Here is a 24,023-nt window from a genome sequence, read left to right on the forward strand (position 1 = left end):
CTTTTGACACAAAAGGACAAAGTGCACACTCAAAAATTACCGCTTTTGCACAGGTTTCTGTCAGAAATTCTCTCGTACCGCGCGTTTTATCCGTTCGATTAACCCCGGCATCGTCCCGGCCATCTGTTCGACACGCAAATCATAACCTGATTTCAGGTCAACACGTTCCGACGCGGCGTAATGAATCAATCCGACGAGCGTTGAAAATGCAGGTCCCGAATGTGCCTCGGGAATACTATTAAGGCCCGAAGGACGGCCAATGCGGACCGTGCGACCCAACGCGCCTTGCATATGTTCCGCCGCGCCCTTCAACTCGGCACCGCCGCCGGTCAACACCACCTGATGCCCAGATGGGCCGGAGAAACCCAAAGTTTTAAGCGCTTGTGCGATTTCGGTAACGATAGAGTCCACGCGCTGACAGACCACGGCATTCAACTGAGCCTTGGTGATGCGTGGTGCATTAGGGCCTGCTTCAATGCCGTTTTCATCAGGACCAATGTCGAGCACTTCCTGGTGATCGCGCGGGCTGGTTAAGGCAGAGCCGTGGAAGCATTTCAGCCGTTCGGCCTGTGCCCGGCGAATACCAAAGGCCGATGCGATGTCGTCGGTGATATCAGACGCGCCCTTTTGAATGGTTTCAAGCCCAACGAGCATGCCGCCGATGAAAACCGACACATTGGTCACCGCAGCGCCAAATTCGACAAGGGCGACACCAAGCTCACGTTCTTCCGCCGTCAGACATGCAAGGCCAGTGGCCACGGGACCAACGACGAGCGACTCAACATCAAGATGCGCCGCGCGTACCGTCATATCCATGTTCCGAACAGGCGACTGGTCCGCCAGAACGACATGGACATCGACCCCAAGGCGGTCGGCGTGCAGCCCAAGCGGATTCGCAACGCCGCCTACGCCATCCAGCGAATATAATGTTGGCTGAATATGAAGCGCAATTTTGCCGCCGGTCTGAATGTTCGCACGTCCAGCCTGCAGCAATTCGTCGACATCTTCCTGCGTGATGCGATCGCCACCCAGTTCAATTTCAACAGGCGCGAGCAAGCTATCAAGCCCGCCGGCCGACATGCCCACCCACACGCGGTCGATGTTCAGCCCGGCAATCCGCTCGGCCTGTTCAACGGCATGGCGCACGGACAATTCCGCTTGTTCGACATCCGCAATACAGCCGCGCGTGACGCCCCGGCTTTCGCGTTGGCCGGTACCCAACACCAACAGTTCGCCGCTATCGGTTTGCCCGACGATTAATGCCGAAACTTTCGAAGAGCCAATATCAATGGCCGAAATCAGTTTTTCAACGCGTGCAGCTTTCATACTTCTCTTCCACTCGTTGTCGACGTTATGCCGCCGCTCTCTACTTTAACAGGTTCGACCTTTGGCGCCTTGCGAAAATATGCACGTTCGGGATCGCGCAGGTCGAAATGGATCAAGTCGCGGCCAAGGAGCCGGTGGATACCATCCATCCGCGCAAAATTGAGCAACGCCTCGGCCGCTGCCTTTTCACCTTCGGGCAATGCCAATGTTTCACCGCTTTGAAACTGCAAATCCCAGCGGCGGTTGCCTACCCATGTTGCGCCAATGACTTGTGCTTTCAGTGCGGAGGCATTGTCGAGCAGGGTGTTGAGCGCGACAGCATGCCGGTTCGCATCAATGCCATTCAATGTCGGCAAATCGCCACCTTCGCCCGCCGCCACATTTTGCAGGACAATTCCGTTGGCATCGATCAGCGAATATTTGCCGTTGCGTTGCCAAATCGCCGCGGGTTTGCGTTCAACGATTTCGACCGCAAGCGTATCGGGCAAACGGCGCGCCACGCGGGCGTCTTTGATCCAGCCATATTTCAGTAAGTCTGCGCGGACCTTGTCGATGTCGACCAATGGCATCGCACGGTCTTTTTCGGCAAGGACAAGTTGATAGACCCGAACTTGGTCCACACGTTCCATACCGGTGACTTCAACGCGCTGCACCTGAAAGCCGGCCTTTGCGGCGAGCGCTGCATATTGCTGATACGCCGCGGCGGTGACGCCGGCATATTGGGCAATGGCAAATAGCAGCACCGCAAGCGCGGTTACAAAAATCCATGTGAGTGCGCGCTGCACATCTTCTTCCGAAATCGGCAGGATCCGCATGATCCGGTCAACCCAGGATATTTGCAGCACTTTTTTGCGCGGGTTCGGCGAAGCGGCCTTGCGCTTTGCAGCGGGTTTTCGTGCAGCGGCCGCCATTATGCCAACGCCTCTTTCACGATCATGTCGACCAATTGTTCATAGCTGATGCCAACGTGCCGCGCCTGTTCAGGCACGAGGCTCAACGGCGTCATTCCGGGCTGCGTGTTGGTTTCCAGCACGAACACGCCGTTTTTGCCCAATTCATCGTCCCAACGGAAATCGGTGCGCGATGCCCCTTTGCAGCCAAGTAACCGGTGCGCATCCAATGCGACATCCAACATATATTGCGCAATATCCTCGGGGATTTCAGCCGGACAAATATGCTCAGTCAGGCCATCGGTATATTTGGCATCAAAATCGTAAAAGCCACCCTTTGGCTTTAACTCGGTAACGCACAGCGCCTTGCCACCCAGCACCGCCACCGTCAGTTCGCGGCCCTTGATAAAGGGTTCGGCCAGCAATGTTGCAAATTCCTGCCAAGGCCCCTTGGCATCGCGCGAGATGGGGTTTCCGTAATTGCTGTTTTCGGTGACAATCGCCACGCCAACCGAGCTGCCTTCATTGACGGGCTTCAACACATAAGGCCGCGGCAATGGGTCGGCGGAGAACAGGCTTTCGCTATCCACCATCGTACCCTTTGGCATCGGAATGCCGGCGGGCACCAACCGCTGCTTCGTCAATTCCTTGTCGATGGCAATCACCGACGTCACCATGCCGCTATGGGTATATTTAATGCCCATCAGGTCGAGCATGCCCTGCACCGACCCATCTTCGCCCGGAACGCCATGCAGCGCGTTAAACACCACATCGGGGCGAAGCGCGGCCAGAACCTGCGCAACATTGCGGTCCATATCGACACGGCTGACCTTATAGCCCACTTTCTCAAGCGCATCGGCGACGCCATTGCCGCTCATCAACGACACAGGCCGTTCGTTTGACCAGCCACCCATCAGTACCGCTACGTGGATCTGCTCACTCATTTTGTTTCACCCACGCGTTGTATTTCCCAATGCAGGTCAATGCCTGACTTCGCCTTTACGCGCTGGCGAACTTCATCGCCCAACGCCTCAATATCGGCGCTTGTCGCATCGCCTGTGTTAATCAAAAAGTTGGTATGCTTTTCCGACACCTGCGCGCCGCCGATTTGCAATCCGCGGCATCCGGCTTCGTCAACCAACTGCCATGCTTTATGTCCATCTGGATTTTTGAATGTCGACCCACCCGTTTTTGAACGCAGCGGCTGCGATGCTTCGCGCGCGGCGCTGATCCGGTCCATCTCGGCCTGAATGGCGTCTGCGGCGCCCGGCACACCGCGAAAGCGCGCACCGACCACAATGGCACCATCGGGAAGCTGTGAATGGCGATAGCTATAATGCAGCTCATCAACCGACAGGGTCGCAAGCGCGCCATCGCGCATCACGACATCGCAATCGACCAATATATCCTTCACCTCGCCGCCATAAGCGCCGCCGTTCATGCGGACAAAGCCGCCGACTGTCCCGGGAATAGACCGCAGAAATTCAAGCCCCGAAATGCCATTGTCCCGCGCGGTTGACGATACCAATATGCCCGACGCCCCGGCCCCGCAATTCAGCGTGACGGCGTCAACGGATGTTACTTTGGCAAAGGCTTTGCCAAGGCGAACGACAACGCCTTTTACGCCGCCATCACGCACAATCAGGTTGGAGCCAAGGCCAAGCGCCATGACGGGCACATTTGGATCAAGCTGACGCAGAAATTCTTGCAGGTCGTTGATGTCTTTGGGTTCGAAAAGATATTGCGCGCTGCCGCCCGATTTGAACCACACCAATGGCGCAAGCGGCGCGTCAGGCGTCAACTTGCCTTCAACCTTTGGAAGGATGTTCACGCTCATGCACGGGCTGCCTTAATGGCGTCCGCAAGTCCCGCTGCCCATTTGGTGATGTCGCCCGCGCCAAGGCAGACAACCATGTCATTTTCCTGCACCGTTTCTGCAAGCTTCTCTGCAAGCGCCTGCGCATCGGCGATGGTCGCCGCCGAACGATGCCCGCGCGCCTTTATACCGTTCACGAGCGCGTCGGAATCGACGCCATCAATGGGCGCTTCGCCTGCTGCGTAGACGGGCGAAATGAAAACCATGTCGGCGTCGTTAAACGCCTGTTGGAAATCATCCATATGGTCGCGCAGGCGGGTGAAGCGATGCGGTTGCGCCACCGCAATCACGCGGCCCTGTGCACCTTCGCGTGCTGCAGACAGAACCGCGCGGATTTCAACGGGGTGATGACCATAATCGTCGATTATGGTCACACCATCGACTTCGCCAACCTTGGTAAAGCGTCGTTTGACACCACCGAATTTGTCAAAGCCGTGCGCGACCGCTTCATCGCTCATGCCCATTTCAAGGCCGACGGCGATGGCAGACAAAGCATTCTGCACATTATGCCGTCCGGGCATTGGCAAGATGACGCCCTCTATCGTGCGTTGCGATCCGTCGCGCGCGCGGACAACGACATCGAAGCGGTTGCCACCGGGGAACGGCGTAACATTTTCGCCGCGAATATCGGCCTGCGCCGAAAAACCGTAAGTGATAATCCGGCGATCGCGGATCTTGGGCAAAATTGCCTGAACCTCTGGATGGTCGAGGCACATGATTGCCGCGCCATAAAAAGGCACGTTTTCGACAAATTCGACAAAGGCCCGTTTGATGGCATCAAAATCGCCATAATGGTCAAGATGCTCTGGATCGATGTTGGTGACAACCGCCAGCGTCCCGTCGAGGCGCAGGAAGCTGCCGTCGCTTTCGTCGGCCTCAACCACCATCCAGTCACTCGCACCCAGACGCGCGTTTGAACCATAGCTGTTGATGATGCCGCCGTTAATCACGGTGGGGTCAATGCCGCCATGATCAAGCATCGCTGCAATCATAGACGTCGTCGTTGTCTTGCCATGCGTCCCTGCCACGGCAACAGTGTTCTTCAACCGCATCAGCTCGGCCAGCATTTCTGCGCGGCGCACCAGTGGAATGCGGCGTTCAAGCGCAGCATCGCGTTCGGGATTGCCTTTTTTGACCGCAGTCGACGTCACCACAACAGCCGCATCGCCAAGATTATCCGCGCTATGTCCGATCATCACCTTGATCCCGCGCTTGCGCAGGCCATCGACAACATAGCTGTCGGCAATGTCGCTGCCCTGCACCTGATAGCCAAGATTGTGCATGACCTCGGCAATGCCGGACATCCCGATGCCGCCAATGCCGACAAAGTGGACGATGCCAATATCCGTTGGGACGCCCTTCATGATATGCTCTTTCGTGCGAGTGCAGGTGCGGCACCGAATGATGCCGATGTTTCGGGCTTTGTGGTCAGACCGTGCATGATTGGCGCGCGGCCAAAGGATTCCACAAGGTCGGCCAAATCGGAAACCGCGTTGGGACGGCCACAGCTTTTGGCCGCCTTTGCCGCATTTTCGAGCGCGCCGGGTTCAAGCGCAATTTTCTGTATTTGCTTGGCGAGCTCAACCGCGGTGAAGGCGGGCTGCGCAATTGCGCGCGCGCCGCCGGCTGCGACCATTTCTTTGACGTTGTAGCTTTGGTGATTATCGGTCGCGCTTGGCAGTGGTACCAAAATTGCGGGACGTCCGGCGCAGGTCAGTTCGGACACCGTTGATGCCCCAGCACGCCCGATGACCATATGCGCCCAGCCCAAACGTTCGGGCAGGTCCGGCAGATAGGTTGCAAGCTCTGCCGGAATATCATGTGCGGCATATGCCTGACGGACCGTCTCAATATCTTCTTCGCGGCACTGCTGCGTTACCTGAAGACGGCGGCGCAAATTCAACGGCAATCGCGCAAGGCCATCGGGGACAATGTCGGACAATATGGTCGCGCCTTGGCTTCCCCCCGTCACAAGCACGCGAAAAATGCCATCGGCCAAAAGCGGGGGATAGGGCTCATCACGCAGCGCCAAGACTTCTTCGCGCACCGGATTTCCAACCAGATGCACCTTGCTGGCGTAACGCGGCGACAGGCGCAGCACGTCGGGATAGGCCGTCGCAATAGCGTTCACTTGCCGCGCGGTGAATCGGTTCACACGGCCGAGCACGGCATTTTGTTCGTGAATGATCGTGGGAATTTTTTCGGCAAATGCGCCCAACAAGGCCGGGAATGCCGGATATCCGCCAAAGCCAACAACAGCCGTTGGTTCAAAGCTGGCGTACAAGCGCCGCGCCATCGTGCGACCTTCCGCGATAGCCCGAATGCCGGGCAACCAGCTGCGCGGGCTTTTCGTGAGACGACCTGCGGGTAAAATGTGCGTCGCGATCTGTTCGGGGCAGCCCGGAATTTTCGCACCGCGCGCGTCGGTTATCAACGCAACATGGTGGCCTCTGTTCAGAAGCTCCTGACCCAGCGCGAACGCAGGGATAAGATGCCCCCCTGTCCCGCCAGCGGCCAACACATAATGCCGAGAAATCGTCATGGCCGCTATCCCTTCACCATATACAGCGACCGGTCAAGATATGGGTTTCGCTTCGTCAGCGCGAGGATAAGACCGCAGGTCATCGACAGCGCCAAAATGGACGATCCACCGTAACTGATAAATGGCAAGGTCATGCCCTTTGACGGGAAAACGCCAAGGTTCACGGCCATATTGATCATCGCCTGGCCAATGAATTGCGCGCCAAGCCCGGTGACGGCCAGAACCACAAACTGGTCCTTTTCATCGAGCAGGCGAATGATGATGCGGACCAATATGGCGAAATACAAAATCGCGATAACCATGCACGCCAGCAGACCGAATTCTTCACCGATGACCGAGAAGATATAATCGGTATGCCCTTCAGGCAGCGAATATTTCTTGATGCCAAGGCCGGGGCCAAGACCAAAGAAACCACCGTTGGTCAAAGTCGCCAACGCCATCTTGTCATGCGTCAGGCCTTCGGTTCCAAAAATCCACGCATCGATACGCTGCGTTGCGACCGGATAGAAATTATAGGCCAGCACGATAAACACCACGCCGCTGATGATTAACCCCCACAGCCGTGATGCCGGGACGCCGGACACCATCATCAACGCAAACCAAGTGCCCATGAACAAAATGGTCTGGCCAAGGTCAGGCTGCATCAACAAGAGGAAGCAGACGAAACCCGTCACGATGCTGCTTAAGACGAGCACCGGCAAGGATGGGTCTTTCAGACGCCAGCTGATAATCCATGCCATTGCAACGGCGTAAAAGGGTTTTAGAAATTCAGATGGTTGAAGCCCCGCAAAACCCGCACCAATCCAGCGTTGCGACCCGTTCACCTCGCGGCCCATGATCGGCACAAGCGCCAGCAGCACGAAGAATATGCAAAAGCCAAAGACCGCAAAGCGGCGCGCCTGTTCGCGCGGATACATCGACACGAGAAGCATCAACGGCACCCCGAAAATGACCCACATCAATTGCCGGTAAAAGAAGTGTAATGATGACAATTGCGTTGTAGACGACGACAGGCGCTGCGCACCCGCAGGCGACCCCGCGGCAACAGCCAACAACCCTATCGCGATCAACACCATCATGAGCGACAGCAGCACGCGGTCGAGTTCCCAGAACCATACACCAAGCGGCGATCGGTCGCCGCGGCCAAGGCGGTTCGCAAAACCGATTTTGCCGGTCTTTGCCGCCAGCACCCAAGGAACTTCTTTACGTTCGCCGTTCATAGCGCCTCAACAATCGCCCGGAACGCGTCACCGCGCGCCTCAAAATCTTTAAACTGGTCGAACGACGCGCAAGCGGGCGACAGCATGATGACATCGCCGGGTTGGGCTTGGGCAGCGGCGGAACAGACCGCCGTGCCCATCATTTCGCTACGCTCGACCGGCATGTGCGGTGACAGCAGCTCGTTAAACAATGGTCCGGCCTCACCAATGGTATAGGCTTTCACGACATGGCCGAAATTGGGAATACACTCATCCAGATTATCTGATTTCGGCAAACCGCCGACGATCCAGTGGACGCGTGGATAGGCCGCGAGCGCGGGTGCAGTCGATGCTGCATTGGTGGCTTTGCTGTCATTGACGAACAAGACGCCATTGCGTTCGGCAACGACCTCCATACGGTGCGCAAGACCCTGAAATGTCGCCATTGCCGGGCGCCATTGCGCCTCCGTCACACCAAGCGATTCCACAATCGCGATGGCGACGGCAATATTCTGAAGATTATGGGGGCCTTGCAACGAAGGCCAATCCGCTTGCCCCGCGACCAACGCCGGGTCTGCCAGATGGACCAATTCGGCGCCGCGCCGCGCCAGCACATCGCGATAGACCTGCTCGGTATCAGCATCGCCTTTACCAAAGACGGAATGTGTATTTCCGGTCTGCATGTCGAACAGCCGCGCCTTGGACGCGACATAGCCTGCATAACCATCATAGCGATCCAAATGATCGGGCGACAGATTAATCAGCGCGGCCGCATCGCACGACAGGGAACGCGTAATGTCAATCTGGTAGCTGGAAAGTTCCAACACATATACGCCGCCTGCTGGCAACGGCATCTGCGACAAAATTGGCAAGCCAATGTTTCCGCCCATGCGAACGGGCAGCCCAGCGCTTTCCAACACATGGTGAACCAAGGCCGTCGTCGTCGATTTCCCATTGGTGCCGGTAATGCCAACAACATGGTGCGGCGGCAGGCTTGCCCGCGCCATTGCGAATAATTCGATATCGCCGATTAACGGCAGCCCCTCGGCCTTTGCCTTGTCCGCTATGGGATGGCGGTTGATGGGCACGCCGGGCGACACAACAATCGCATCATAGCCCGAAAGGTCCGCCAACAATGGATCAGCAATATGTGCGATATCGGCGATTTTGGCGCGCGCGCCTTCGTCATTATCCCATGCAAGGATTTCCGCCCCGCCCGCAACAAGCGACCGCGCAGCCGCAAGGCCGGAGCGCGCAAGCCCCAGTATCGCAAACTTACGGTCTTTGAAGGCGGGGGTCGTAATCATCTGAGCTTGAGCGTTGATAGCCCTGCAAGCGCAAGCACGAAAGCGACAATCCAGAAACGGATAACAACGGTCGGCTCCGACCAGCCAAGCTGTTCAAAATGGTGGTGGATGGGCGCCATGCGGAAAATACGCTTTCCGGTGCGTTTGAACCAGAATACCTGAATGATGACCGACAGCGCCTCGATCACGAAAAGCCCGCCGATGATGGCGAGCACGAATTCATGATGTGCGACAACCGCGATCGCGCCCAATGTGCCGCCCAAGGCAAGGCTGCCGGTATCGCCCATGAACACCGCAGCAGGCGGCGCGTTGAACCACAGGAACGCCAAACCAGCGCCAACAATTGCGCCGCACAACATCGCAAGATCGCCAGCGCCCAAGTAAAAGGGGATGCCCAAATAGGCCGCATATTTAGCGTTACCCACCATATAGACGATCAGCATGAATGCGACTGACGCGATAATCACGGGCATAGTGGCCAAGCCGTCAAGCCCATCGGTCAGGTTCACCGCATTGCCAAAGGAGACGATGACAAACGCGCCAAACGGCACATACCACCAACCCAGATCGACAACGGGGCCATTGACGAAGGGCAGATATAACATACCGCCCGATTGCGAGACGATCAGAGATACCGCAACGCCCGCAATCGCAAACTCCATCAGCAGCCGGACCCTGCCCGAAACGCCCTTGTGACTGCGCTTTTTGACCTTGTCATAATCGTCGAGGAACCCGACGGTGCCAAAGCCTGCGGTGACCAACAGACACGCCCAAACATAGACATTGGTCAGGTCCATCCACAGCAGCATCGAGACACCGACCGACACCAAAATCATCAAGCCACCCATGGTCGGGGTGCCGACCTTGGCGAGGTGCGATTGCGGACCGTCGCTGCGAATGGGCTGGCCCTTGCCCTGACGGACACGCAGCATGCTGATGAAGCGCGGACCGATGAGCAGACCGATGACAAGCGCGGTGGCAACGGCTGCCCCCGAACGGAAACTGAGATAGCGGATAAGGTTCAAAATACCCGGGAAACCAAGATATTCAGCCAATATATACAGCATTAGTTTTTCCCACCCGTCAGCGCGCTGACGATGGAGGAAAGTCCCATGCTATTGGAACCTTTGACCAAAACCGTGTCTGATGCGCAAAGATAATTTTGCAGAAGGGCCAATGCCTCCTGCGCGGTCGCGCAATGCGCGAAATTGGCTGGTCCCTCAACCCCTGCTTTCAACTCTTCGGCGAGAATTTCCATCTCTTGACCGACAAGCAGTGCAAAATCCACCTTTGCGGCGGCCAAGGGTGCGGCGAGTGCGCTGTGATATTGCGCACTTTTTGCGCCGAGTTCCTTCATCGAGCCCAAAACAGCAATCCGGCGGCCACCGGATGCTTGTCCCAACTGGCCGATCGTCGCCAGCATCGATGCAGGGTTGGCGTTGTAGCTTTCGTCAATAAGATGGCCCGTACCGTCGCCAATGCGGATAACATGGCGCGCGCCGCGCCCGGCAAGGCCGCCCATTTCCGCCATGGCAAGGCCAGCCGAAGCCAGATCGCCGCCTGCTGCGCAAACCGCGGCCAAAACCGCCATGCTGTTGCCAATCCAATGCGCGCCGGGCTGCGACAGCGTGAAGGACAGCATATTCTCGCGCACTTTCGCGGTGATCAGCGTGCCGCCCTCTGCAGGCATATGGTCGACCACGCGGACATCGGCATCCCCGCTAAAGCCAAAGGATAGGATATTGCCGGTATATTTTTCCGCCGCGGCACGAAGCCGCGCATAATGCGGACTATCGGCGGGCAGGATGGCCGTGCCACCTTCGGCCAAGCCTTCAAATATCTCGGCCTTGGCATCTGCAATGGCGCCCTCGTCCTTGAAAAATTCGATATGCGCCGGGGCAATGGTGGTGATAATCGCGACGTCGGGACGCACAATTTTGCTGAGCGCCCGCATTTCACCGGCGTGGTTCATGCCCATCTCGAAAATACCGAAATCGCAGTCTGCGGGCATGCGCGCAAGGCTGAGCGGGACGCCGACATGGTTGTTATAGCTTTTGACCGACCGGTGCGCGCGCCCGCGTGAATAGCGGTCCAGTGCGGCATAGAGCGCCTCTTTCGTCCCCGTTTTACCCGCAGAACCCGTTACCCCGATAATCTTGGCCTTGGTACGTGCGCGTGACGCATGGCCGAGCGCCTCAAGCGCCTGCATCGTGTCGCTGACCAGAATATGCGGAAACGGCACAGGCTGCGACACAATCGCGCCGGCTGCACCATTGGCAAATGCTGTTTCGACAAACCGATGCCCGTCCGTTTCCGCACCCTTGAGCGCAAAGAACAAATCCCCTGCCCCGATTTCACGGGAGTCGAACGCAACGCCGTGGACATCAAAATGTCCGGCAGCGGTCCCGCCGGTCGCGGCCAGCAATTCTTCAAAAGTCCACAAGGGCGTCATGCTGCACATTCCCGCGCGACTTCGACATCGTCAAACGGCAACACGCGGCCCATGATGATTTGTCCTTGTTCGTGCCCCTTGCCCGCGATCAGGACGATATCATCAGGTTCGGCATGTTCGATGGCAAAGGCAATGGCATAGCGCCGGTCGCCAATTTCATGTGCCCCGGGCGCGCCCGCCATGATGTCCGCGCGAATAAGCGATGGATCTTCGCTGCGTGGATTATCGTCGGTCACGATCACGACGTCGGAATCCGCAACCGCAACCGCACCCATTTCCGGACGCTTGCCCGTATCGCGGTCACCACCTGCACCAAAGACGGTAATCAGCTTGCCCTTTGTATGCGGACGCAATGCCGCGATTGCGGCGCGCAGGCCATCGGGCGTGTGGGCATAATCGACATAAACGGGTGCACCGCTTTTGGTGATAACGGCGCGCTCCAGTCGGCCACGGACGGGCTGCAACCGCGCGAGATGCGACAGCAGGCTTTCCACGTCGCCGCCACTCGCCATCACGACGCCCGCGGCGACAAGCGCGTTTGCGGCTTGATACGCCCCAATCAGCGGCAGTTTCACTTTGTACACATCGCCCTGAATACGCAGCTCAAGCGTCTGGCCCAGCTGCGTGGCTTCGCGCGAGAGCAACTGCACACCCTTGCCCTTTTCGCCGACGGTAATCATCCGCAGGTCGCGTTTGCGCGCCCGTGCAATGACTTGGTCCGACCAGACATCATCTGCCCAGATAACGGCGCAGCCATTTTCATCGACAACCTCGTCAAACAAACGCATCTTCGCGTCGAAATAGCTTTCCATTGTGCCATGATAATCAAGATGATCGCGGCTCAAATTCGTGAATGCGGCGACCGAAACCCGAACGCCTTCGCTGCGATATTGCGACAGGCCGTGGCTGGATGCTTCAAATATCGCGTGGCTTATGCCTTCGCGGGCCAGACCGGACATGTTCGCAAGAAAGGTCACAATATCAGGCGTTGTCAGACCCGTTGTCGTTTGGTCCGACGCCGTTGTGATGCCCAATGTGCCGATCGACGCTGCATTATGCCCCGCCATCCGCCACAGCTGGCGGGTGAGTTCAGCGGTCGATGTCTTGCCATTTGTGCCCGTGACGGCGGCAATCTGTCCGGGAAAGGGACGGAAATAATTGGCGGCCAATTGCGCAAAGGCGCGGCGTGGTTCCGCATCGGCGATATGCAATGCGCCTGTGACCTGTGCCTCCGGACGCGCGACGACAGCCACCGCACCCGCGGCAATCGCGGCATCAATGAAATCTTCGCCATTGAAACTGGCACCCTGAAAGGCACCAAAAACCGTTCCGGGCGCAATCTTCCGATGGTCGATGGCAAAGCCGGTCACTGTTCTGTCGGCACATGCCGGATCGGCATCGCTTACCAATTGCCCGAGCTTCACTATTGCTCTCCCTTCGCCTTCCACAATAAAGGCATGAGTTCCGATACATCAACATCGCGTTTCACGTCAGGGATAATTCCCATCAATGGACCGATGCGTGTAATCGTCTTTCGCACCACCGGCGCTGCGGTAAAGCCTGCCGTCCGTTGAAAGCTGGATGCTTCGGTGCCCTGTGGCTCATCCAGCATCGCAAGCACAACATAACGCGGGTTATCCATCGGGAATGCAGAGGCAAAGGTAGAGACAACCAGATTGCGGCTATAACCGCCAACGCCGGGCTTTTCGGCCGAACCTGTCTTGCCGCCCACGCGATAGCCCAAGGCGTCGGCTTGGTTGCCCGTGCCGTCAACGACGATCATCCGCATCAATTGCCGCATCCGCGCGCTGGTCGCCGCGGTAAAGACGCGCTTGCCGGGAATCTTGGCATCCGATTTCATCTTGAACATCGTGGCCGGGCGGTAAATGCCGCCATTGACCATCGCCGCATAAGCGCTGGCCAAATGCATGGGTGTAACCGCGATACCATGTCCGAAACCAACGGTCATATTGGTCAGACGATCCCATGATTTGGGATAGAGCGGTCTTGCCTTTTCTGCGAGTTCGATGTCCGGACGCACGTCAAAATGCAAATTACGCAACATGGCATCCATTCGGGCCGCACCCAATGTGTCGGCAATTTGCGCGGTCACAATATTCGAACTGTGGATCAATGCCTCCGGCGTGTTCATCCAGCGGCCCGACGGATGCGAATCCCGGATCTTGAACCGCCCGAATTGAAGCGGCTTGGTCGCATCATACCGTACCGACAGGTCGCGCACTGTGCCTGCGTCCAACGCAGCAGCCACGGTCAGCGGCTTAAAGGTAGAGCCGAGTTCATACACGCGGTTGGTGACGTTGTTCGTTTGCCGCGAAATGGGGTAGCGGCCATCGACGATTGGTTGTCCAAGGTCGGGAATATTTGCGAACGACGGCCGGTTGGGGTTGAACGACGGCAATGTTGCCATGGCGATGACTTCACCCGTCGCAACATCCAATATGACGCCAGCGCCACCTTTTGCGTTCGTTGCAGCCATGCCCGAAGCAAGCTCGCTTTCAAGCGCGGCCTGCACGCGGACATCCAACGCCAAATTCAGCGGGGTCGACCGCTTCGAAGGGTCGCGCAGGTAATCGTTCATGACCCGCTCCATCCCCATCGCGCCGCGGCCATCGCGGTTTACGAAACCGAGGACGTGCGCCGCCATGTCGTGCTGCGGGTACAGACGCGTTGCCTCACGCGGGAATTCAATGGCAATCTCGCCAAGGTCGTGGACTTGCTTGACTTGCTCGGGCAGCGCGCGCTTGCGCAGATAGCCGGGCTTGTCCGCAGTCAACTTGGCATAAAATTCTGCCGCCGGTGTATCGGGGAAGATAGCAGCCAGCTGGTTGGCCAATTGCTTGCGGTCGCCCAATAGGTCAGCAGGCTTCACCCAAATGGCGTAGCCATAGATGCTGCGCGCCAAAGGAACGCCGTTGCGGTCAACAATATCGCCACGCTCGGGCACATATTCCGTGCTGGTTGCGCCATAAGCCCGCGAGCTTTCAAACAAGGCGAGCGTCGCCAAGCGCCCGATGAGCAAGACGACGAACATGCCAAAAGCGGCGAGTAAAACCAGCAGCCGCCAAAAACCGTGCGCTGCAAATGGAGGCGTACCGACGCCGCTTTTCCGGGTCGTGGTGCGGGCCGTTTGCGGCGTCATTAACGGCGGCGTTCTTTAGCAGCTTTTGCCGAAATATCGCGCAACAGGTCGTCGGACAAAAGCTTTTCATCCATCCGCGCCAAACGCTCGGTGCGGCTCTGCTCAACTTTCGGAGCCTCTACTTTCGCGGGCGCACGCTTTACTGGGTTGGCAAAGATTTTAACGTCGTTGGCCGCAAGTTTCGTGGCAGCAGCCTTAGTTGCCACGGCCTTGGTGGCCACGGCCTTTGGCGCGGCTTGCTTTGGCGCTTCAACAACAGCTTCCTTTACAACCTCAGGCTCGGCAACAACTTGTGGCGCCGGGACATCTGCCGCGGCCATCATGACTGGCTTAGCATCAGGAAGATCGCCGGTCAGGCTAGCAAGCGCGGCTTCGCCATTTACAAATTGTTCAGCCGATGGGGGCTGATAACCGTACAAAAGTTCGTTCCACTCTTCCAACTGCTGCAAGCTGGCGCGGGTGCGGATTTCCGCCTGAAGGAAGCTGATTTCACGCTTCGTATCCATTATTTCACGGTCAACCGCGACAAGGTCAGTGTGCATCGCCGCAACGTTGAGCGACAGAGGGTACAGCAGGATCGCAACCATGAATACCAGCGCAAGCCAGCCCAGGTTTCTAAGTCTTTTCATGGCGAGACTCATGCTGCCAGTCCTCCTGTTGCCCATGCGGGTGCGTGTGTACGGGTTGCCGATCGCAAGGTGGCGGAACGCGACCTTGGATTGCGGGTAAGTTCGGCTTCTGAAGGGCGAATGGCTTTATCCGCCTTTTCAAAGGTAGGTTGCGGTCCGGCGCTGCCGACCATCGGCACATGACGTGAGCCAGCGCTTTCTGCGCCACTGCGGCGACGCAAGAATTGCTTCACGATGCGATCTTCAAGGCTGTGAAAGGTGACGACAGCAAGACGACCGCCTGGCTTGAGCATCCGCTCGGCAGCTTCCAATCCGTCGGTCAATTCATCCAGCTCGCGGTTCACATGAATGCGGATCGCCTGAAAAGCCCGGGTGGCAGGGTCTTTTGGCGCGCCGGGCTTGTGACCAACTGCCTTACGAACGATGGCCGCGAGTTGCGCAGTGGTTTCAATGGGCCGTGCCGCAACAATCGCACGGGCGATGCGCCGCGAGCGGTGCTCTTCGCCATAGCGATAGATGATATCGGCAATGTCGGCTTCGTCGGCTTCGTTGACAAAGTCAGCGGCAGACATGCCGTCCTGTGCCATGCGCATATCGAGCGGGCCATCTTTTTGAAACGAAAAGCCACGCTCCGCGCGGTCGAGCTGCATCGACGACACACCGATGTCGAGAACGACGCCATCGACCGACATTATGTCGTCCGCCATCAAAACGTCGTCCATGATAGAAAAGCAGGCCGGGTAAAGACGCAAGGCGCCCCCACTGCGGCCTGCAAGGTCCGCACCTTCTGATAGTGCATCAGGATCGCGGTCAAACGCATAAACGCGCGCACCGCCAGCCAGTATCGCTTGGCTGTATCCGCCTGCACCAAAGGTACCATCCACGATCTCATCGCCAGGGGTGATGGCTAGAGAGTGAATCACTTCATCCAGTAAGACTGGAATATGGGGGGCCGGCGCGCTCATTTGTCGCGCTTGCCTTGGGACAGCCAATAATTGAGCTCGTCCTTGACGGGGTTGAATGCCGCTGGCGCTTCCTTCAGGAAAACGTCAGGGTTCCAAAGCATGAAATGCGTGGTTGCACCGAAGAAAAATGCGCGGTCGTCAATGCGGCCAAAATGCTTGAGCATCGGCGACAGCACGAAACGGCCGCTGGCTTCAAAAGCGGTTTCAAAGATGGAGGATGCAGATACGCCAGCCAGTTCGCGATCAAAGTCTGTGCCGCGGTTAACGGCGCTTTGCCATTGCGCCTCAATATCTGCGCGCAGCTTAAGACGTTCGGCGCTGCCAAAACCGATGAGGCAAGGAAGGCTGCTGTGGCGCGAAATGCATACGCTGTTGCTGCCGCTGGATTGCAATACGCTGTCGCGGATCTCGGCGGGTATAGTCGTGCGGCCCTTGGCGTCGACACCCGACACCCCCGAACCTGCATAGACCACCAACGCTGACACCGTCCGAAACACCCCTGTAAAAAAGGGCGCAGAACGACAATCATGGCAAAGCCCTTTGCCATGCGGACGCCGTAACGACCGATATTATCAGTTATCCACCCCTTGGATGACTTTGCATAGCAAGGGATTTTATGGATGAAAAGAGGGATTTTATGGGAAAATTAGGGTGTTAAATATTAATATACTGAAAACATTATATAATTTTTTTCCTCATATAAAAATAATGTGCGAAATGAACATAAATCCTTGGGCAGACATGGGTGTGCAGCATGGATTTTCCGCAGATTTCCGGTGCCAAGCCCATTTCTACCCCGAATGTCCCACAAAATCCCCGGATATGGAATCGCTTTCGTGCAATCGCGCCAGCAATGATTCCACCCACGCCAAATTGCCGAATTCATCGCCACCGGTCAGCACGCGCATGCCCCGTCCCTCCCAATAGACCGTATCGAGCAAATCGGCGTCCGCGACGAGCAAAGCGCGGCCTTTGCCAATCTTGCAATCCGCCAACAGGCCGCCCTCCTCTAACGCACATCGCGCTGAACCGCCGCGACCGATCTTTAGCCACTCGCCGGGCGTCTGCGTGCGGATGCTCAGCTGGCCAATCTTGCGGATAGCCATCGGCTCCGCATCGGCGATGGGCAGCACAAGCTCAAGCCCCCAATGCGCAAATAAGGGCGATAGCATCGATGTGAACAACGGCCTGCGCTTGTCGCCCAATGGATAAAGGCTCCCCCACTGCAGCGCAGGATCAGCGAGGATCAAAACACGCCCGCCCTTGCGCACCCAACTATCCAGTTGGACAAGTTCGGCCGGGCTAAATGCCCGCGGCTGCGCCAACAACAGCAGGCGCCGTTCTGCAAGGTCGCGCACATCATCGAGCGGCTGCACATCATAGCTTTGGCCAAGCCGCGCGAACGCGGGGTGCGGTTGCGCGTCGTCGGCAAGATCCGCCTCAACGCCGCCCTCGCTCCATTGCAGCGGCAACGTCGTCATCAATCCCAAACTGGGTTTCGGGCCATCGGGCGCAGGCTGGATAAAGGCATAAGCCAGCAGCGACGACATGAGCACCAGAACAACGGCGAGCAGCAGCAAAAGCGGGCGCCTTTTGCCGCCGAAATGCGCGCTCACGTTCGTCATAATGGCTACTGCGGTCGGCCGCGCGGTGGTGTGGCGCTCTTCGGCGGCGTCGCGCTTTCATTCTTGGCCACCGGGGTCACGCCCAGTTCAGCCAGCGGCTCATCCGGCGTTTGTTTCTTTATTTCGGTTATTGGGGTCGCCTCCATTGCACCCGGCACCTGCGCACTGTCGCTGACGCGATCAAGAACCATCGTCGCCAAGGTCACAAACAGGAGCACGACGACCAAGCCAACCACGCCGACCTGAATACGCTGAATTGCGGATTGCTTTTGCTCAACCAACTGCGATCTCCTGTAAACCGTCGTGCGCGTTATTGCGCCGCGCTGTCCATTTGCCAAGGCATAGGGTCTAGATTTTTGCTGCGCATCCATTCCGGATTGTAAATCGTCGACAGATAACGGAAACCCGTGTCGCACAAGATCGTCGCGATGCGCGCATGGGGGCCAAGCAGTTTGCCCAAGGCGACAGCACCGGCAACGTTAATGCCGGACGACAGTCCAAGGCAAAGCCCCTCCTCCGCCAACAAACGCCGGACCCATATCATGCCCTCTTCGTCCGATATGCGGAACTGCGTATCAATCGGCGCGCCATCCAGATTGGCGGTGATGCGTCCCTGCCCAATGCCTTCGGCAACCGACGTGCCTTCCGCGCTTAGTTCGCCATTGGCATAATAATTATACAATGATGCACCATGCGGGTCGGTCAAGGCGATGGTGACATTTTCATCCTTCGCCTTCAGGCCGAGCCCGACCCCAGCGATGGTGCCGCCGGTCCCAGCGGCACAGGTAAAGCCATCAACCCGGCCCTCCATTTGCGCCCAGATTTCTTCGGCCGTGGTTTCGATATGCGCGCGGCGGTTGGCGATATTATCAAACTGGTTCGCCCACACCGCATTGTCGGTCTCTTCGGCCAAACGGCGCGAGGTGTGCACGAAATGCCCGGGGTTCGAATACGGCGCAGCAGGGACAAGCACGAGCTCCGCGCCAAGCGCGCGCAACGTGTCTTTTTTCTCCTGGCTTTGCGTTTCGGGCATGACGATGATCGTTTTGTACCCCAGCGCATTGGCAACGAGCGCAAGGCCAATACCGGTATTGCCCGCCGTCCCTTCCACAATCGTGCCGCCGGGCTGCAACAGCCCCTGCCGTTCGGCATCGCGCACAATATATAATGCAGCGCGATCTTTTACCGACGCGCCGGGATTGGCAAATTCGCACTTGCCAAAAATGTCGCAACCCGCCGCATCGCTTGGGCCTTTCAGGCGAACGAGCGGTGTGTTGCCGATTAAATCCAATGTCGAAGTAAGCATGTTCATAGCCGAGATAGTTAGTCGCGTTGTTGGCCGTCCGCAACCCGGTGTCGCGTAAAGGGCAGTCTTCGGCGCGCCATTAAGACCACATGACATCGCGCGCGCCGCCGAACGAGAATTGGGTATTGATATATTATATCATATTGTGTAAGCAGTCGCTTCATTGTTTCATATCCGACAGGATGAACGTAATCTCATGAAAATCCCCCGCTTTCACGTTTTCGCCGCTAGCATGACAGCATTGTCGGTTGCGCTATCTGTGCCTGCTTATGCCCAGCAAACGGGCAGCACCGGCGCTTCAGAAGCCGCGCCGCAGACAGATGATTTTCACGGCAGTGAAGAAATCGTTGTCACCGCACCTTATGTTGAGCGGCTCGATATTCTGTCCGGAACCTCTGCGGTGACAGGGGACCTATTGGCTGAGAAAACCCGCGCGCAATTGGGTGACATCCTTTCCAGCCTGCCCGGCGTATCGGCCACCAGCTTTTCACCCGGCGCATCGCGGCCGGTGCTGCGCGGATATCAGGGCAACCGCGTCGCCGTGCTCACCGACGGCATTGGCAATATTGACGCGTCCAACACCTCTGCCGACCATGCAGTCACCATCGATACCCTGACCGTTGAGCGCATCGAAGTGCTCCGCGGTCCTGCGGTCCTTTTATTTGGTGGCCAAGCCGTTGGCGGCGCGGTCAACGCGCTCGACAAGCGCATTCCGCGTTCGATCCCCGATGAAGCCGTCCATGTCGATGCGCTTGCGGGCTATGGCAGCGCGGCGCGCGATTGGTCCGGCGGGGCATCGGTTGACGTGCCGCTGACCGACCGTGTCGTCGTCCATGCAGATGGCAGCTATCGCAACAGCGACGATCTGCGCACCGGCGGCAATATCCTTTCGCCTAGCTTGCGCGCCGAGGTGCTGGATTTCGCGGCGGAAGAAGCCAGTGAAGGCAATCTCGACGAGGCCGCCGAAGCACGCGCGCTGGCCGACCAACGCGGCCGCATTCCCAACAGCGCGGTGAAAAGCTGGACCGCAGCGGGCGGCATCGCCTTCATCGACGATGGCGGCAATATGGGCCTGTCCTACAGCATTTATGACACCAATTACGGCATCCCCGCCCGCCCCGGAACGGCGCATGCGCATGATGGCGGTGCAGAGGAAGTGCCCGTAACCATTGGCATGCGGCAATATCGGTTCGATTTCCGCGGCGAATTGGATTTAGGCGATGGCCTGTTTGAAAAGCTGCGCCTGCGGGCGGGCTATGCCAATTACAGCCACACCGAATTTGAAGGTGACGAGATTGGCACCATTTTCAACAGCAAGGGGATTGAAGCCCGCGCTGAGCTTATCCAAAATGACCGTGGCGGTTGGCGCGGCGCGAGCGGCGTGCAGTATCAATCCCGCAAACTGGACGCGATTGGTGCGGAAGCGTTCGTCCCGCCAAACAAGAGCCGGCAATTTGGATTGTTCACGCTGCAGGAATTTACCGTTGGAAATCTCGATGCCGAAGTCGCGCTGCGTTTTGACACCGCCGAACTGCGCGCGGATACGTTGGGCATCAGCCGGTCGTTCAACAATGTCTCGAGCGCGTTTGGCGTTGGGTACCATATCGGCGATTTGAAGATCGGCGCGAACCTGTCACGCACGGGCCGCGCGCCAGCGGTCGAGGAGTTGTTTTCCAACGGGCCGCACATCGCGACGCAGGCATTTGAAGTCGGCAACCCGTTGCTGAAGAGCGAGCGCGCGTGGAATGGCGAGCTGTACGGGCGTTATGATACGCCGGACACCGCATTCAACCTGACGCTGTATACCAACCGGTTCGACAATTTCATTTACGAAGCGGAAACAGGCGCCATTGAGGCCGACCTGCCCGTGTTCCAATATTTTCAGAATGATGCCAAGGTCTGGGGCGTCGAGTTTCAGGGATCGCAAAATGTCGCGCGCTTTGGCGATGTTGACCTGAAAGTCGATGCCGTGGCCGATTATACGCGGGCCAAAATCTCCGCTGGTGCTGGCAATATCCCGCGCATTCCACCCTTGCGTGTGTTGGGCGGCGTGGAGATGAACAGTGCGCGCCTGGACCTGCGTGGCGAAGTCGAATGGAGCGATGCCCAGACAAAAACAGCGCCGTTCGAAACCGCAACCGATGGCTTCACTTTGGTCAATGCGACCGCGACATGGCGTCCGTTTGGCAGCGATCGCAACATTGCGCTGATTGCATCTGCGAACAATATTTTCGATGTTGTCGCCCGCCGGTCGGCATCGTTCACGAAAGATTTTGTCCCGCTGTCCGGTCGCGATTTCCGTTTGTCCGCGCGTATCAGCTTTTAACGGTAAGCAACCATTCATGCATGCAGTGGCATCGGTTGGTTGCGAAACCAATCGGGAGACTATCATGCGCAAAGTGACTATATTCATCCTCATGTCGGCATCATTGCTGGTGTCGGCGTGCAACACTGTAAAGGGTCTTGGCCGCGATATTGAATCCGTCGGCGAAGCGGGCGACCGCGTTACCTGACGAAAGGATAATCTTTCCTACATCGGCAAGATTATTTCCTACAAAAAGTGAACGCGGGCATGCGGCGTGCAAAAAGGGGGACGGCCGGCGCGGAAGCGCTGGTGCGTGCTTCCGGCTGATGGTGTTGGTTGATTAAGGCCCGCTTGTTCCATCAGGCTATTGCCCCCGGGCCGCCTTTGCTGGCTGGCATGCTGTCCATCGGGGGTAAGGTTCGTAAACCCCCAAAGGCTGTCCGCAAAGACAGGACGGTTTCCCGCCACATCCAACCATGTTTGCGCTGTTCAGAGCTTGATGCAACAGGCCCTTTTTTTGGGCTGAAGCACGCACCCTATCGCGCCGACCGTGCCAACGGATTTCACCGCCAGCGTTCCCGTCATCCCGACCAACGTTCTAGACCGCCGCCTGCATGACGCGACTCGAATAACCCATATGGTTATTTGTAGGAAAGTGGTTTTTGCGTATGCCACCCAACCCCGTGTCGTCATGCTGAACTTGTTTCAGCATAACGGGCAGCCGTCGCTTGTTATCCTGAAACAACCTGTCGTCATGCTGAACTTGTTTCAGCATAACGAGCCACCGTCGCTTGTTATCCTGACGCAACCCGTCGTCATGCTGAACTTGGTTCAGCATAACGGGCAACGGTGGCTCGTTATCCTGAAACAAGTTCAGGATGACGAGGGAGGAGGAGGAGGAGGACGATGGGGAGAGACGATGGCGAAGCGGGCGGAAGATGACGTGTCGCGGCACCGCCGGAATTAAACCTACGTCACAGCCTCTTCAGCCGCTTCGGCTTTGGCGCGGCGGCGGCGGGTGAACCAGATGGCGACGAGCGCCATTTCAAACAATATGCACAAAGGAATGGCGAGCAGCAGTTGCGAGACAATATCCGGCGGCGTCAGGACCGCAGCGATCGCAAATGCGCCGACAATCGCATAGCGGCGCGCGCCCTTGAGCTGTTCCAGCGTGACAATCCCTGCGCGTTCCAACAGCATCAGCAGCACGGGCAACAGAAACGAAATGCCAAAGCCGAAAATGAACTTCATCACAAAGCTGAGATAATTGTCGACGCCCGGCAGCGCCTGTTGTTGAACGCCGCCGACATTTCCGCCAAAGCCCAACAGATATTCGAGCGCCACGGGTATCGCCATGAAATAGGCCATCGATGCGCCAAGGATAAACAACACCGGCGTTGCCAACAAAAACGGCAAAAACGCGCGCTTTTCCTTGTTATACAATCCCGGCGCGACAAACCGCCACAGCTGCGTTGCAAATACGGGGAATGAGAAGAAGCTGGCGGCGAAAAACGCGACCTTTATCTCGACGAAAAATGCCTCGAATATCGCGGTGTAAATCAGCGTCTTTTGACCGGACTCGAGCAATGGCTGCACCAGAAATCCGAAAATGGGCCGCGCAAAATACAGGCTGATGCCAAAGGCGATGGCGAGCGCCAGAAAGCTCCAGAGCAGACGGGTGCGCAGCTCAATCAAATGATCGAGCAACGGCATTTTGCTGTCATCAATTTCGTTCATGCTTTGGGTGCCGCTTCTGCAGGGGGCGGATCCATCGGCAATTCGGGCTGACCGTCGGTTGCGTCGGCAGGCGCGGCATCATCGCCAAGAACATCAGCGCGCGGATCGGCGGGGTGTTCGCGCATGATGCGCTCGTTTTCCGCTTTCCATTTTTTCTCTAATTCTTCGAGTTCGGACTGACGCACCATTTCGTCAAAGCCGGAACGGAAATGCGCCGCAACACCGCGTGCCTTGCCCACCCATTTGCCAACGACGCGCAACGCCTTTGGCAAATCCTTTGGACCAATGACCAGCAACGCCACAAGGACGACAAGCAACAGTTCGGAAGACGCGACGTCAAACATTCAATTGGCCAATCCGGTGGACGGACACGGCACCACCCTGAACGAACGGCGACATGTCATCACGATTGTTACTGCCCCAAGATTATTGGGTTTTATCGGTCTGCTTTTCGGCGTCGACAACGGTCGTGGAACCGATTTGTGGGGGAGCCTTTGGCGCGTCGTCGTCTTCGCTCATGCCTTTTTTGAAGCTTTTAATGCCCTTGGCAACGTCGCCCATCATGTCGGAGAAACGTCCTTTGCCGAACAAGAGCAAAACCAGAATGCCCACAATCAGCCAATGCCAGATGCTAAAACCGCCCATTTCAAACTCCTACCGGGATATGTCCCGAAAATTGCGACCGTGGTCGCGCAGCTATCCCA

The 24,023-nt window shown here is 57.5% G+C and carries 24 protein-coding genes; 3 read left to right on the top strand and 21 right to left on the bottom strand.

All coding sequences use genetic code 11. From position 1 onward, the window contains the following. Positions 1 to 60: 60 nt before the first annotated feature. The 18 genes from ftsA to GGR91_RS06790 form a co-directional block, all read right to left on the bottom strand. The gene (ftsA, locus tag GGR91_RS06705; protein WP_183941260.1) at positions 61 to 1,326 is read right to left on the bottom strand and encodes a cell division protein FtsA; all 1,266 of its coding nucleotides are present in this window, start codon (positions 1,324 to 1,326) and stop codon (positions 61 to 63) included. Further along, positions 1,323 to 2,237: a cell division protein FtsQ/DivIB gene (locus tag GGR91_RS06710; RefSeq protein WP_183941262.1), complete on the bottom strand. Its 915-nt coding sequence runs from the start codon at positions 2,235 to 2,237 to the stop codon at positions 1,323 to 1,325. Before GGR91_RS06710 ends, ftsA begins: the two co-directional genes overlap by 4 nt. Beyond that, complete coding sequence (locus tag GGR91_RS06715; RefSeq protein WP_183941264.1) at positions 2,237 to 3,160, bottom strand: D-alanine--D-alanine ligase; 924 nt, start codon at positions 3,158 to 3,160, stop codon at positions 2,237 to 2,239. The genes GGR91_RS06710 and GGR91_RS06715 overlap by 1 nt, the downstream gene beginning before the upstream one ends. Then, positions 3,157 to 4,053 carry a UDP-N-acetylmuramate dehydrogenase gene (gene murB / locus GGR91_RS06720; RefSeq protein WP_183941266.1) on the bottom strand — a complete coding sequence of 299 codons (897 nt, stop codon included), beginning with the start codon at positions 4,051 to 4,053 and terminating at the stop codon, positions 3,157 to 3,159. The genes GGR91_RS06715 and murB overlap by 4 nt, the downstream gene beginning before the upstream one ends. Continuing rightward, positions 4,050 to 5,456 (bottom strand): UDP-N-acetylmuramate--L-alanine ligase, encoded by a 1,407-nt coding sequence (gene murC / locus GGR91_RS06725; RefSeq protein WP_183941268.1) that lies wholly within the window; start codon positions 5,454 to 5,456, stop codon positions 4,050 to 4,052. Before murC ends, murB begins: the two co-directional genes overlap by 4 nt. Next, positions 5,453 to 6,634 carry an undecaprenyldiphospho-muramoylpentapeptide beta-N-acetylglucosaminyltransferase gene (gene murG / locus GGR91_RS06730; protein ID WP_183941270.1) on the bottom strand — a complete coding sequence of 394 codons (1,182 nt, stop codon included), beginning with the start codon at positions 6,632 to 6,634 and terminating at the stop codon, positions 5,453 to 5,455. Before murG ends, murC begins: the two co-directional genes overlap by 4 nt. Before the next feature lie 5 nt (positions 6,635 to 6,639). Then, positions 6,640 to 7,854 carry an FtsW/RodA/SpoVE family cell cycle protein gene (locus GGR91_RS06735; RefSeq protein WP_183941272.1) on the bottom strand — a complete coding sequence of 405 codons (1,215 nt, stop codon included), beginning with the start codon at positions 7,852 to 7,854 and terminating at the stop codon, positions 6,640 to 6,642. Beyond that, entirely contained in the window at positions 7,851 to 9,140 is a 1,290-nt protein-coding gene (murD, locus tag GGR91_RS06740; protein WP_183941274.1) for a UDP-N-acetylmuramoyl-L-alanine--D-glutamate ligase, read from the bottom strand. Before murD ends, GGR91_RS06735 begins: the two co-directional genes overlap by 4 nt. Next, positions 9,137 to 10,207 carry a phospho-N-acetylmuramoyl-pentapeptide-transferase gene (mraY, locus tag GGR91_RS06745; protein WP_183941276.1) on the bottom strand — a complete coding sequence of 357 codons (1,071 nt, stop codon included), beginning with the start codon at positions 10,205 to 10,207 and terminating at the stop codon, positions 9,137 to 9,139. Before mraY ends, murD begins: the two co-directional genes overlap by 4 nt. Continuing rightward, positions 10,207 to 11,592: a UDP-N-acetylmuramoyl-tripeptide--D-alanyl-D-alanine ligase gene (locus tag GGR91_RS06750; protein ID WP_183941278.1), complete on the bottom strand. Its 1,386-nt coding sequence runs from the start codon at positions 11,590 to 11,592 to the stop codon at positions 10,207 to 10,209. Before GGR91_RS06750 ends, mraY begins: the two co-directional genes overlap by 1 nt. Continuing rightward, on the bottom strand, positions 11,589 to 13,016 hold the full coding sequence (locus GGR91_RS06755) for a UDP-N-acetylmuramoyl-L-alanyl-D-glutamate--2,6-diaminopimelate ligase (RefSeq protein WP_183941280.1): 1,428 nt from the start codon (positions 13,014 to 13,016) through the stop codon (positions 11,589 to 11,591). The genes GGR91_RS06750 and GGR91_RS06755 overlap by 4 nt, the downstream gene beginning before the upstream one ends. Then, positions 13,016 to 14,752 carry a peptidoglycan D,D-transpeptidase FtsI family protein gene (locus GGR91_RS06760; RefSeq protein ID WP_183941282.1) on the bottom strand — a complete coding sequence of 579 codons (1,737 nt, stop codon included), beginning with the start codon at positions 14,750 to 14,752 and terminating at the stop codon, positions 13,016 to 13,018. The genes GGR91_RS06755 and GGR91_RS06760 overlap by 1 nt, the downstream gene beginning before the upstream one ends. Then, positions 14,752 to 15,381 carry a hypothetical protein gene (locus GGR91_RS06765; protein WP_183941284.1) on the bottom strand — a complete coding sequence of 210 codons (630 nt, stop codon included), beginning with the start codon at positions 15,379 to 15,381 and terminating at the stop codon, positions 14,752 to 14,754. The genes GGR91_RS06760 and GGR91_RS06765 overlap by 1 nt, the downstream gene beginning before the upstream one ends. Before the next feature lie 8 nt (positions 15,382 to 15,389). Then, the gene (gene rsmH, locus GGR91_RS06770; RefSeq protein WP_183941286.1) at positions 15,390 to 16,346 is read right to left on the bottom strand and encodes a 16S rRNA (cytosine(1402)-N(4))-methyltransferase RsmH; all 957 of its coding nucleotides are present in this window, start codon (positions 16,344 to 16,346) and stop codon (positions 15,390 to 15,392) included. Then, positions 16,343 to 16,831, bottom strand: a complete 489-nt coding sequence (locus GGR91_RS06775) for a division/cell wall cluster transcriptional repressor MraZ (RefSeq protein WP_183941288.1) — start codon at positions 16,829 to 16,831, stop codon at positions 16,343 to 16,345. The genes rsmH and GGR91_RS06775 overlap by 4 nt, the downstream gene beginning before the upstream one ends. A gap of 306 nt (positions 16,832 to 17,137) precedes the next feature. Then, positions 17,138 to 17,971 (bottom strand): Gldg family protein, encoded by an 834-nt coding sequence (locus GGR91_RS06780; protein ID WP_183941290.1) that lies wholly within the window; start codon positions 17,969 to 17,971, stop codon positions 17,138 to 17,140. A 5-nt stretch (positions 17,972 to 17,976) separates the two neighbouring features. Beyond that, on the bottom strand, positions 17,977 to 18,252 hold the full coding sequence (locus tag GGR91_RS06785; RefSeq protein WP_183941291.1) for a hypothetical protein: 276 nt from the start codon (positions 18,250 to 18,252) through the stop codon (positions 17,977 to 17,979). Positions 18,253 to 18,281: 29 nt separating this feature from the next. After that, the gene (locus GGR91_RS06790) at positions 18,282 to 19,283 is read right to left on the bottom strand and encodes a cysteine synthase A (protein ID WP_183941293.1); all 1,002 of its coding nucleotides are present in this window, start codon (positions 19,281 to 19,283) and stop codon (positions 18,282 to 18,284) included. A gap of 226 nt (positions 19,284 to 19,509) precedes the next feature. Between GGR91_RS06790 and GGR91_RS06795 the strand changes: the two genes are divergently transcribed. The 3 genes from GGR91_RS06795 to GGR91_RS11535 all read left to right on the top strand — a co-directional run bounded on the left by GGR91_RS06795 (position 19,510) and on the right by GGR91_RS11535 (position 22,549). Further along, positions 19,510 to 21,603, top strand: a complete 2,094-nt coding sequence (locus GGR91_RS06795; protein ID WP_246337059.1) for a TonB-dependent receptor — start codon at positions 19,510 to 19,512, stop codon at positions 21,601 to 21,603. A gap of 91 nt (positions 21,604 to 21,694) precedes the next feature. After that, entirely contained in the window at positions 21,695 to 21,790 is a 96-nt protein-coding gene (locus GGR91_RS06800) for an entericidin A/B family lipoprotein (protein ID WP_407698404.1), read from the top strand. A gap of 546 nt (positions 21,791 to 22,336) precedes the next feature. Then, positions 22,337 to 22,549: a hypothetical protein gene (locus GGR91_RS11535; protein ID WP_221204222.1), complete on the top strand. Its 213-nt coding sequence runs from the start codon at positions 22,337 to 22,339 to the stop codon at positions 22,547 to 22,549. 2 nt (positions 22,550 to 22,551) lie between these two features. Here GGR91_RS11535 and tatC read toward each other — a convergent pair whose 3' ends face one another. From tatC to GGR91_RS06820, 3 genes are all read right to left on the bottom strand, one after another. Next, a complete protein-coding gene (gene tatC / locus GGR91_RS06810; protein WP_183941301.1) occupies positions 22,552 to 23,319 on the bottom strand; it encodes a twin-arginine translocase subunit TatC in 768 nt (255 codons plus the stop codon). Further along, positions 23,316 to 23,663: a Sec-independent protein translocase protein TatB gene (tatB, locus tag GGR91_RS06815; RefSeq protein WP_183941303.1), complete on the bottom strand. Its 348-nt coding sequence runs from the start codon at positions 23,661 to 23,663 to the stop codon at positions 23,316 to 23,318. The genes tatC and tatB overlap by 4 nt, the downstream gene beginning before the upstream one ends. An 82-nt stretch (positions 23,664 to 23,745) precedes the next feature. Continuing rightward, entirely contained in the window at positions 23,746 to 23,964 is a 219-nt protein-coding gene (locus GGR91_RS06820) for a twin-arginine translocase TatA/TatE family subunit (protein WP_183941305.1), read from the bottom strand. Positions 23,965 to 24,023: the final 59 nt, after the last annotated feature.

The sequence above is a fragment of the Sphingorhabdus rigui genome, from assembly GCF_014196595.1.
Classification (GTDB): domain Bacteria; phylum Pseudomonadota; class Alphaproteobacteria; order Sphingomonadales; family Sphingomonadaceae; genus Sphingorhabdus_B; species Sphingorhabdus_B rigui.